The sequence below is a fragment of the Phocaeicola sp. genome (genome assembly GCF_057861905.1).
The window spans coordinates 1-10292 of the sequence record NZ_DBMACV010000093.1 but is presented as its reverse complement, the minus strand read 5'-3'; the positions used below and the strand labels follow the sequence as shown (position 1 = coordinate 10292).

Annotated in this window: 10 protein-coding genes and 2 tRNA genes; 2 read left to right on the top strand and 10 right to left on the bottom strand. The window is 45.0% G+C overall.

Annotated elements, in window-relative coordinates; all coding sequences use genetic code 11:
- Positions 1-584: 584 nt before the first annotated feature.
- The 9 genes from ACZM60_RS13505 to ACZM60_RS13465 all read right to left on the bottom strand — a co-directional run bounded on the left by ACZM60_RS13505 (position 585) and on the right by ACZM60_RS13465 (position 8676).
- Positions 585-1127, bottom strand: a complete 543-nt coding sequence (locus ACZM60_RS13505) for a 30S ribosomal protein S16 (protein WP_489521756.1) — start codon at positions 1125-1127, stop codon at positions 585-587.
- A gap of 109 nt (positions 1128-1236) precedes the next feature.
- Positions 1237-2079 carry an alpha/beta hydrolase gene (locus tag ACZM60_RS13500; protein ID WP_021971544.1) on the bottom strand — a complete coding sequence of 281 codons (843 nt, stop codon included), beginning with the start codon at positions 2077-2079 and terminating at the stop codon, positions 1237-1239.
- 268 nt (positions 2080-2347) lie between these two features.
- Positions 2348-4339 carry an OPT family oligopeptide transporter gene (locus ACZM60_RS13495; protein WP_489521755.1) on the bottom strand — a complete coding sequence of 664 codons (1992 nt, stop codon included), beginning with the start codon at positions 4337-4339 and terminating at the stop codon, positions 2348-2350.
- A 14-nt stretch (positions 4340-4353) separates the two neighbouring features.
- The gene (locus ACZM60_RS13490) at positions 4354-5364 is read right to left on the bottom strand and encodes an FAD:protein FMN transferase (RefSeq protein ID WP_021971546.1); all 1011 of its coding nucleotides are present in this window, start codon (positions 5362-5364) and stop codon (positions 4354-4356) included.
- A 15-nt stretch (positions 5365-5379) separates the two neighbouring features.
- Entirely contained in the window at positions 5380-5955 is a 576-nt protein-coding gene (locus ACZM60_RS13485; protein ID WP_489521754.1) for a manganese efflux pump MntP, read from the bottom strand.
- 6 nt (positions 5956-5961) lie between these two features.
- The gene (locus ACZM60_RS13480) at positions 5962-6672 is read right to left on the bottom strand and encodes a DUF6048 family protein (RefSeq protein WP_021971548.1); all 711 of its coding nucleotides are present in this window, start codon (positions 6670-6672) and stop codon (positions 5962-5964) included.
- Positions 6620-7183, bottom strand: coding sequence for a DUF6452 family protein (locus ACZM60_RS13475; protein WP_340319127.1), 564 nt, complete (start codon positions 7181-7183; stop codon positions 6620-6622). The genes ACZM60_RS13480 and ACZM60_RS13475 overlap by 53 nt, the downstream gene beginning before the upstream one ends.
- A gap of 2 nt (positions 7184-7185) precedes the next feature.
- A complete protein-coding gene (locus ACZM60_RS13470; RefSeq protein WP_021971550.1) occupies positions 7186-8136 on the bottom strand; it encodes a glycosyltransferase family 2 protein in 951 nt (316 codons plus the stop codon).
- 3 nt (positions 8137-8139) lie between these two features.
- Entirely contained in the window at positions 8140-8676 is a 537-nt protein-coding gene (locus ACZM60_RS13465; protein WP_021971551.1) for a DUF4199 domain-containing protein, read from the bottom strand.
- Between the two features lie 310 nt (positions 8677-8986).
- Here ACZM60_RS13465 and ACZM60_RS13460 point away from each other — a divergent pair.
- Together ACZM60_RS13460 and ACZM60_RS13455 are read left to right on the top strand one after the other, a co-directional pair.
- Positions 8987-9060, top strand: a tRNA-Thr gene (locus ACZM60_RS13460).
- Positions 9061-9081: 21 nt separating this feature from the next.
- A tRNA-Thr gene (locus tag ACZM60_RS13455) sits at positions 9082-9155 on the top strand.
- 731 nt (positions 9156-9886) lie between these two features.
- Here the strand turns inward: ACZM60_RS13455 and ACZM60_RS13450 are convergent.
- A complete protein-coding gene (locus ACZM60_RS13450) occupies positions 9887-10054 on the bottom strand; it encodes a hypothetical protein (protein WP_021969906.1) in 168 nt (55 codons plus the stop codon).
- Positions 10055-10292: the final 238 nt, after the last annotated feature.

Here is a 10292-nt window from a genome sequence, read left to right as displayed (position 1 = left end):
TATTGTTTCTTTGAAAACAAACCGGATGCATTGCAAGGATACTATATTGAGGACTCAAAACAACTGGCCTTATTCTAAACTTATCCCGAACTCAGGTAATAGATAGTTTGTCTTTCATAGTAATAAGAAGTTATTGTTACATAAAGTTAAAATCAATACTGATGAATAAACTTTGTTGTCGTGTGTAAAAAATAAATTGGTTGCTTTTTTTCGTATTGATTAGATGCGAATGTGGCGTTCTTCATAGATGGTAAATAATCTTTGAAAATATTCGTTAGCGCGCACGGATGAAGATTAAAAAAAAATGTGTTTTCATAATTCTACTTTTAAAATGTCGTATTTATGCTTTGAGTGTGTATATTCTTACAACAAAAGTTGTATTAGATTAGGTTGTTAAATTTTAATTATTTTAAAATTTCTCTCAAATATATAAACCTTTATTTTAATTAAATAAAATGACTATCTTTAATTAATATATTTTAATATTTTATTTTTTTAACCTTTTGAATCTCTGCTTTTGGGCATAAAAAAAGGCTACCCCATAAAGGATAGCCTTTTTCTGCAATGTCGTTTGAAGTAACGAATTAAGCTTCAGCCGGAGCTTCTTCAGCAGCCGGTGCTTCTTCTGCATTAGCAGCAGCTTCTGCTTCAGCTTTTGCAGCAGCTTCAGCAGCTTTCTTTTCAGCTACTTTCTTAGCGATTTCTTCGTTTACTTTCTTTTCTGCTTCCAGACGTGCTTTTGCTTCAGCTTTCTTAGCTTCATCTTCTTTAGCCTTCAAAGCAGCCAGACCATTCTGCTTGTTTTCTTTCCAAGCGTTGAAGCGAGCTTCAGCAGTAGCTTCATCGAATGCACCTTTAGCAACGCCACCCAGTAAGTGTTTCTTCATGTAAACACCTTCGCGTGACAAGATGTTGCGTACTGTGTCAGTAGGCTGAGCACCTACCATTACCCAGTATAATGCACGATCAAAATTCAAATCTACTGTGGCAGGATTGGTGTTAGGGTTGTAAGTACCAATTTTTTCAGTAAATCTACCATCACGTGGTGCTCTTGCATCTGCAATAACAATTGAATAGAACGCATAGCTCTTGCGTCCGTTTCTCTGCAATCTGATTTTAGTTGCCATTTTTTAAACGTTAATTTTTTAATGTTAATGATTTGAATTATGCTAATATCCCGTATTAGCGGCTGCAAAGGTACGATTTTTATTTGTATTACAAAAGGTTAAGTAGTTATTATTTGTTATTTATTTCTCGAAGCCATTTTTCCAGTTCGCCGGTCCACTGGCGTTTGTAGGTAAACGAGTCGCGGAATCCCCATCCGTGGCCACCGATAGGATAGGTGTGCAGGCTGGCAGAAACTTTGTTTTTTACCAGTGCCATGTAATAGTTCACGCTGTTGGCTACCGGCACTGCACCGTCGTCACTGCTGTGCATGATAAAAGCCGGAGGGGTTTGTGGAGTAACCTGCAGCTCGTTGGAGTATTTCTGTTCGAGTTCTTTAGAGGGATTTTTTCCCAGCAGGTTGTCGTGTGAGCCCATGTGCGTATACGTCGGGTCCATGGTGATGACAGGGTAGAACAAAATCTGGAAGTCGGGACGTGTTGCCGCATCGGTAAAGTGAGTGGCAGCCGTGCTGGCAAGATGTCCTCCTGCCGAGGAGCCCATGATACCTAATTGTCGGATATTCCATTCATCGGCATGTTGGCGCATGATGCGCAGGGCCTGTTGTGCATCGCTCAGAGGAACTTCATAGTTTCCGTTGGGCATGCGGTAAGTCAGTACGGCATACGTGATACCCTGGCTGTTGAACCAGTTTGCCATATCGTGTCCTTCGTGCTGCATGGCAAGGTGAGTATATCCGCCTCCCGGGCAGGCGACGATAGCCATTCCGTTGCTGTTTTTTGCCGGATAAACGGTAAGGGTAGGCTCTGCTACGTAGAGCGGTCCGTTTTCTACCTGCTGGGTCATGTTGTTTGTGTTGGGAGCTCCGTTGGGCCACAATTTAATTTCTACCGGGTTCTGAGCAGAGAGTATGGCCGACAGAAAGACCATGCTCAAAAGAAATAGTTTTTTCATACGTGTATTGATTTATTTTGTTGTTGAATATCCTTTTCGCCATTCGTCTTCAATTCCTTTTATTGTTGCAGGATGAGGCCCGTAGGCTTCTTCCTGTCCGTTAGACATCTGAAGTTAGTCAGGTCTATACCTATAGGACTTTTGGATTGGCAGGTTCAAAGATAGCATAATTCTTTTAAGATAACAAAACACCCACAGACTTCCGTTAGGTAAAGGATATCTGTGGGTGAATATTATTAATAATATGTATAAATCTGTGCTCTTTGGCTTAAGATTTCTTGATGTTCATGCTGGCTTTTACCAGATATACAATCAGCAGTACATAAGCTACCAGCGAAACCACCTGACTCAGCGGATTTTCGAGCCATGCCTCGTTTACGAGGTTGATACCTCCGAAGCGCATAGCCGCGCTGACCACTCCCATCAGGGCACCGCCGGCAATGAAACCGGAAGCAAGCAGCGTTCCTTTTTCTCCACGTTCTGTGTTGACGGCTTCATCTTTGCTGCGGGTAGTAACGTACCAGTTGACAGCTCCACCTACGATAAGCGGCAGGTTCAGTTCCAGCGGGATAAACATACCCAGTGCGAAAGCCAGTGCCGGCACCTTGAAATAAGTCAGTACCAGTGCCAGTACAGCTCCTATACCATACAGCAGCCACGGAGCAGCCACACCGTTCATCAGCGGGTCGATAACGGCAGCCATTGCATTAGCCTGAGGAGCAGCCAGAGCACCCGATGAGAATCCGTAAGTCTTGTTCAGAATCATGATGACACCTCCTACGGTAGCGGCAGAAACCAGTGTTCCCAAGAATTTCCAAGTCTGTTGCTTGGCAGGCGTACTTCCCAGCCAGTAACCGATTTTCAAGTCGGTAATGAAACCTCCTGCCATAGACAGCGCGGTACAAACCACACCTCCCATGACCAGTGAAGCTACCATACCGGTAGCACCTTTCAGGCCGACAGCAACCATCACGACTGAAGCCAGAATCAGTGTCATCAGCGTCATACCCGATACCGGGTTAGTTCCTACGATGGCAATGGCATTGGCTGCTACGGTAGTAAACAGGAAAGAGATACCCGCTACCAGAATAATAGCAACGATGGTATGCAGCAGGTTGCCCTGCATCACATCGAAGTAGAAGAACAAGGCCACCAGTATGATGGTAATGATAGAACCGATTGCGATGATTTTCATGGAAAGGTCTTTCTGCGTACGCACTACATTGGCTTCCGCTTTCTTACCGCCCATTTCCTTGGCTGCCAAGCTTACAGCACTTTTGATGATGCTCCATGAACGTACGATACCGATAATACCCGCCATAGCAATACCTCCGATACCGATACTTTTGGCATACTGAGAGAAGATTGCTTCGGGCGACATGCTGCTTACGGTTTCAGTGATAGCCGGATTCCATGCATTCAGTACCTGATCTCCCCAAATGAGTGAGATGCCCGGCACGATAATCAGCCATACGGCAAGTGAGCCGGCACAGATAATGGCAGCATATTTCAGACCCACGATGTAACCCAGTCCCAGTACGGCAGCTCCGGTATTGATTTTAACGACGAGCTTTGCCTTTTCGGCAATCATTTCTCCCCATCCGCAGACGCGGGTTGTAAAGTTCTCGTTCCACCATCCGAACGTAGCCACGATAAAGTCGTACAGACCACCTATCAGTCCGGCAAAGAGCAACGGTTTCGCCTGACTTCCTCCCTTTTCGCCCGAAACGAGTACCTGCGTGCTGGCAGTAGCTTCAGGGAACGGATATTCTCCATGTTTTTCGCTGACAAAGTATTTGCGGAACGGGATGAGGAACAAGATACCCAAGATACCTCCCAGCAGTGAGCTGACAAACATCTGGAAGAAATCGACTGTCATTTCGGGATATTTGTCCTGCAAGATATACAAGGCAGGCAGGGTAAAGATGGCTCCGGCTACGATCACACCCGAGCATGCTCCGATAGACTGTATGATGACATTCTCGCCTAATGCACTTTTACGTTTGGCTGCACTCGAAACACCTACGGCAATGATGGCGATAGGGATGGCAGCTTCGAACACCTGACCGACTTTCAGTCCCAGATAGGCTGAGGCGGCTGAAAAAAGTATCGCCATGGCAATACCCCATAACACCGACCAGAGGTTTACCTCCGGATAATTTTTGTCGGGCGACATCAGTGGGTGATACTGTTCTCCCGGTTTCAGTGGACGGAATGCATTTTCGGGCAGTCCCGTTGGTTTTTCGTTTGTTTCTTTCATGTTTTTTCAGGTATTTAGTTTCTTAAATATTTCTTCATGCCGTCGGTAAAGTAAATACCCATCTTGCCGTCTTCGCGTGCATAGATGAAATACGCATCGAGTTCCGGATGTGCGTTGCAGATAGCCTTGGCAGAGTCCAGTCCCAGTACCATGAACGAAGTGGCGTAGGCATCGGCTGTGGCGCAGTCCTTTGCTACGACTGTCGACGAGAGAATGTTATGCTGTACCGGATAGCCTGTACGCGGGTCGATGGTATGTGCATATTTCTTGCCATCCTTGTAGTAGAAGTTACGGTAATTGCCCGAAGTGGCAAGTCCGGCATTCGTAATTTCGAGAACTGTCTGCAACTCCTGGTTTACGGCGAGCGAGTCGTCTATCGGCTTGTTGATACCGATGCGCCAGCTTTCCATGTTCTGGTTCTCACCTTTCATGACCAGTTCGCCTCCGATGTTGATCATATAATTCTTGACTCCTTTTCTGTCGAGCAGGCGTGCCACACAGTCCACTCCGAACCCTTTGGCAATAGCGCTGCAATCCAGCATGACACGAGGGTCTTTTTTGACAATTTTGCCGTCTGTCAGGTCTACTTTATGGAAACCTACAAACTGGCGGATGCTGTCTATTGTATTCGGCTGTATGCCCGTTGCGTTCTTGAATCCGAATCCCCATGCGTTCACCAGCGGGGCCACAGTGATGTCGAATGCTCCATGTGTATCGTTGGAAACGGTTTTCGCAAGGCGGAAAACATAGGCAAACATACTGTCTACCTGCATGTCTTCGTTGTTGTTGATGTGTGTGATGACCGACTGCTTGTTGAACGGAGAAAGCGAGTTGTCTACTTTCTGCAATTCGGCTTCAATGTCTTTTTTCAAGTTCTCCTTCGACTGGTAGGTTATCTTGTACATTGTTCCGAATACCAGTCCTTCATCTGTCTGGTAAGGAGCTTGTTTCCGGAGAATCAGAACCGTTCCGATAATCAGAAATGCCAGGAACGGGAGTTGCCATTTTACGTTTTTATTTGTCATAGGTGCAAGTCTTTATTATGAGTTAAGAAAAAGATGTTCGATAAGGATTTTCACGCCGATGCCAATCAATACCAGACCACCGAAAAGTTCCATACGAAGATTGAAACGTTTCCCGAAGAAGATGCCGATCAGGTTGCCGGCTATAGAAAGAACAAACGATGCGAAACCAATGATAAGCAGCGGACTGAACAGTTGACCGACGACATTGAATCCGGTGAAAGCAAAAGATATTCCTACAGCCAGTGCATCGATGCTGGTAGCTACCGCCATGGTAAGAATCACCTTCAGACTGGTGGGGTCGAAACTACATTCTTCGCTGTCCTTGAAATGTTCGCGTATCATGCGGATTCCGAGGAATGCCAGCAAGCCAAACGCAATCCAGTGGTCGTACGATTCGATAAGGTGGTTGAAACGGCTTGCTCCGAACCAGCCGATGAGCGGCATCAGAGCTTGAAAGAATCCAAAGAAGAAAGCCATTTTCAGGAATGTCTGCCAGTGTATGCGGCGCAGTATGATACCGCTTGTAACGGAAACCGTAAAACAGTCTATCGCCAGACTGACGGCAAGCAACCATATTTCGAGTGTAGTCATTTATGCTTAAAAAGGTAAGTTATAAATTAAATTATACGTCAGGTTGAAACTGCTTCCCCCATTTTTCCCGAATCCGGGCACATACCACGGTGTGGAGTTTTCGTGGCTGTCTACGCTCACGCGCTTCTTGTAGCGTACAGCCCATCCCATGTGGAAGCGCTTGTATATTCTTACTTTGATACCTACTACGCCTTCCAGCCATTGTGCCTTACTCTTTTCGCCCAAGTCGGCATAAGGTATGGTGATGTGTCCCCCGTAATTCGGGTCGGTCATGTCGGGACCACTGGCATCGTAGCTGAAACTGCTCATACCGTATCGCAAGCCCACATACAGGTATCCCGGCAGGTAAGGCTTCTGGTAAAACACATTATAGTCCATACCGATGCGGAAATAAGGAGCCGAAGTCTTGTAGTGCATATCGTTGGCATCGTTGATGACATCCGTTTTTCCATATCCCACTTCGATAACGGGCAGAAAGCGGTTCTTCAGGTTAGTCTGAAGGATGATTTCGCTGCTCAGCATGTCACTTCCCAGCAGATACCCGCCCGCGCCGGCTATTTCTATACCGATGGACGTTCCCTGATAGAGCGGGGAAGCCTTGTATTCTGCCTTCAGTGTTTCCTTGTCCTTTTTCTGTGCATGTGCAGGAGTTGGAAGCAGCAGACTACTCGTCAGAAGCAATAACAGTGAAATATATTTTGAAATTTTCTTTTTCATTATTGTCTATATTCGGGTTGGTTATAGTCAGTGAGTCGAGGCGGTGGTGCGTACTTGTTACACCGGTAACCTCGTAAAACATCATCGACCCGCAGTCAAGGTTGATGAAGTAGGGGATATTCCGGTGACTGATGTTGATGGTATCTGTTCCGGAAAATCTGTTCTCCAGACTACGGTAGCTAAGTACGAAACGGGTGCTGTTATTGTAACTGAGCGGCAGCTTGAAACTGCTGGCGCCAGCTTCTCTGTTTATGAAGGTGTCCGAAACCAGAGAGTCGACGGTACGTGGCTGCAGGCTTCCGTCTGTAAGTGTATCGTATACAACGATGCCGACGAGCGTCTGGCCTACAACGGTTATGGTGTCTGATGTGCTGAACGACCGTCCGTTCTGGTCTACCAGTGCGAAATGTGCATACGACATGGAGTTAGGCGGACAATTCTCCACCTCGCAGGCGGGGAAGAATACGCATAAGAACAAAAGCAAGCCTAATATGACCGGTAGTTTTCTCATGGTTACAGTTCTTTTTCTATTTGATATTTGTTACGCTCGGGAGCATTGCGGGCTATCAGTTCTCCGATAAATCCGGCAAGGAACAACTGGGTACCGATAATCATGGTTGTCAGGGCAAGATAGAAATACGGACTGTCTGTAATCAGTCTGTACGGATTGCCCGAGTACAGGTCGTACAGCTTGTTGATGCCGATGATGGCTACAGCGATGAATCCCAAGATGAACATGATGGAACCCAGAAAGCCGAAAATGTGCATCGGCTTGACGCCGAAGGTGGATAAAAACCACAGGGTAAGCAAATCCAGGTAGCCGTTGACGAAGCGGTTCAGCCCGAATTTGGTCTTTCCGTATTTTCGTGCCTGATGATGAACGATCTTTTCGCCGATTTTGGTAAAGCCGGCATTTTTTGCCAAGTAAGGAATGTAGCGGTGCATTTCGCCGTAAACTTCGATATTCTTGACCACGTCTTTCCGATACGCCTTCAGTCCGCAGTTGAAGTCGTGCAGGTTATGGATGCCCGAAACGGCACGTGCCGTAGCATTGAACAGCTTGGTCGGGATTGTTTTCGACAGCGGGTCATAGCGTTTCTGCTTCCATCCGGAAACCAGGTCGTATCCGTCGACGGTAATCATATAGTAAAGTCCCGGAATTTCATCCGGACTATCCTGCAGGTCGGCATCCATAGTGATGACCACATCGCCTTCCGCCCGTTCGAATCCACAGAACAAAGCCGGCGACTTACCGTAGTTCCGGCGGAACTTTACGCCTTTTACTTCTTTGTTCTCCTTGCTCAGCGATTCGATAACTTTCCATGAACCGTCGGTACTGCCATCGTTTACGAAAATAATTTCGTAGCTGAAATGGTTTGCGTCCATCACTCTCTTTATCCAAGCATGCAGTTCGGGTAAAGACTCTTCCTCATTATATAAAGGTACGATTACTGATATATCCATAGGTCAGAATTGTTTTTTTTGTTTCATTGCCACCAGGCCGGTAGGTATGGCGAGCAGGATACCGTAAAATATATTTTGAAAAATCAATTGAAATGTAAGTTGCAGTGGGGTTAGCGATGAAATGGTGTCGAATGCCTGAATCAGTTGATCGATGGAGGTTACCATTTCGCCTTGTGCAGCCGATTTGACGTTCTCCAACTGCTGCAGATAGGCACTGGCCAGAAAGCCGTGATCCAGAAAACGGAAATAAACATAGTGTGCCACGGCTACCAGAAGAGTAGCAAACAGGTACATGTACAAGGTGAAAAGAAATGCGCGGAAGAATGACAGTTCGCCGTTGCAATACGTGTTTCTGAACTTGCGTACATAAATGTAGCCTAACACCGGGACAAAAAGAGTAAGCAGCACGAACAAGAGCTGGAGGAAAGGAATACTGAACCCTAAGGGGAGAAAAATGAATTTGATAATCCAGTATATTCCCATAAAAGTACCAAATCGCATGGCATGTTCCTGAAGTGTAATCGGTCTGTCTGTTGGCATTTCTGTTTTTCCTTTATATCTTTATATTTATAAGACTACAAAAGTACGTTTTTTGGAGATATTCCGGGCTATAAAACTCGGAAAAAACGTATTTCTTTCGATTTTTGTGAAATTTTTTGAGACAAAGTATTGCACATTCAAAAAATATACCTACCTTTGCACCCGCAAATGAGAAACATCGCAAGTGAATCTCTGATGCAGACATAACATGGGTAAGTCCCATACGGCCAGCTCCCTTCGAATCCTCCAGGGCTTGATCGCAGCAAAGGTAGTTGGTTGTAGCGGCGCGATATGGTAAGCTTGCCCACCTGCCTCTTTAGCTCAGTTGGCCAGAGCACGTGATTTGTAATCTCGGGGTCGTTGGTTCGAATCCGACAAGAGGCTCGAAAATAAAACATAGTTATTGCCTCTTTAGCTCAGTTGGCCAGAGCACGTGATTTGTAATCTCGGGGTCGTTGGTTCGAATCCGACAAGAGGCTCGAAAAGTTGGAACATTGTTTCCAACTTTTTTCGTATATGGGCATAAAAAATGCCGCCGGTGTTGTAGCGGCAGCATTTCCTTGTACATAAAGTTTAGTTAGTCTAATTGTTTCTCTCTTTAATTCTCCCTGTTTTGTATATAAAAACAATTTTGGGGCCTTTTTGTTGAAAGAGCATGTTTTTTTTCTGTTAAAAGTTCGTTCGGACGAGCTTTATTGCCTGTTTTTGTCCGTTGGTTTACTGCAATTCAAAAAGGAGCATAAACTTCTTTATCAGTATCAATTTGCTGGATAAAGCGGTAAACTGCTGACTCTCGCTTTTTTGTTTTTTCCTGTTCTGGCAAAAAAAGAAGCCGGAAAACTGAAAATTTATTCAGTCTTAGTGCATAAAAACATGTAAATCGGTTTTTTTATGCATGTTTTCCCGGCAAGTTTCGGGAAAAACGTCAGCGAAAAATTTAAAAACATCGAGAGAAATTAAAAAAATCTCCTGATAAGTTGGCTGTCTTTTCCGCAAAAGTCATCAAAAACCTTGAAAATGGGCTTTTGTAAGGGTGCAGACAGGCTATTTTGTCTTTCCTGATTTGTTAAATTTTTAGCCATTAATCTGATTTACAGCAGGATATGCCTTATAATACTTCTCGGAAAACAGTTGCCCGGATTATTGTCCGCAAACAAACGATTCTCGGAGGAGAAAATATACAAAATGTCATTCTGACAGGTATCGTTTGTTAATCTGTATATTGCGGCAACTCACTGGCTGGTCTTTCGGGACTTGCAGGATTCGACAAGAGGGTAGAGGAAACTGCCTGTTCGGCCATATTTTCTTCGTTTCCACACGTAGGAGTCTGTATGCCTCCCAGCAAAAGAAAGTCTAAGGGTAAGATAATCTTTTTCATACTATGTTATGGTTGTTAGTGGGTAATTGTTTTACGGTTGTAAGCCATCGTTTACCTGAAAACGCATGATATGGGGAAAATCCCTATTCCTTTTTGTTAAAATATCTTATAAGCCAGATGTTTTTTGCTGTTTGCGGCCAATGTTGTCCTAAACGATTTATAGGTACGATGAATATGAGGTTGTTGTAGATAACAACCCCTTCAAAGCTTTTTTTGGCCCCATTTATACTACTCCAGC

What these genes read in the sequence shown, in the direction of transcription:
- ACZM60_RS13500 (WP_021971544.1), bottom strand. Translation starts at nt 2,079, where the DNA reads ATGAAAAAACTATTTCTTTTGAGCATGGTCTTTCTGTCGGCCATACTC.
- ACZM60_RS13470 (WP_021971550.1), bottom strand. Translation starts at nt 8,136, where the DNA reads ATGGATATATCAGTAATCGTACCTTTATATAATGAGGAAGAGTCTTTA.
- ACZM60_RS13485 (WP_489521754.1), bottom strand. Translation starts at nt 5,955, where the DNA reads ATGACTACACTCGAAATATGGTTGCTTGCCGTCAGTCTGGCGATAGAC.
- ACZM60_RS13495 (WP_489521755.1), bottom strand. Translation starts at nt 4,339, where the DNA reads ATGAAAGAAACAAACGAAAAACCAACGGGACTGCCCGAAAATGCATTC.
- ACZM60_RS13505 (WP_489521756.1), bottom strand. Translation starts at nt 1,127, where the DNA reads ATGGCAACTAAAATCAGATTGCAGAGAAACGGACGCAAGAGCTATGCG.
- ACZM60_RS13465 (WP_021971551.1), bottom strand. Translation starts at nt 8,676, where the DNA reads ATGCCAACAGACAGACCGATTACACTTCAGGAACATGCCATGCGATTT.
- ACZM60_RS13450 (WP_021969906.1), bottom strand. Translation starts at nt 10,054, where the DNA reads ATGAAAAAGATTATCTTACCCTTAGACTTTCTTTTGCTGGGAGGCATA.
- ACZM60_RS13475 (WP_340319127.1), bottom strand. Translation starts at nt 7,183, where the DNA reads ATGAGAAAACTACCGGTCATATTAGGCTTGCTTTTGTTCTTATGCGTA.
- ACZM60_RS13490 (WP_021971546.1), bottom strand. Translation starts at nt 5,364, where the DNA reads ATGACAAATAAAAACGTAAAATGGCAACTCCCGTTCCTGGCATTTCTG.
- ACZM60_RS13480 (WP_021971548.1), bottom strand. Translation starts at nt 6,672, where the DNA reads ATGAAAAAGAAAATTTCAAAATATATTTCACTGTTATTGCTTCTGACG.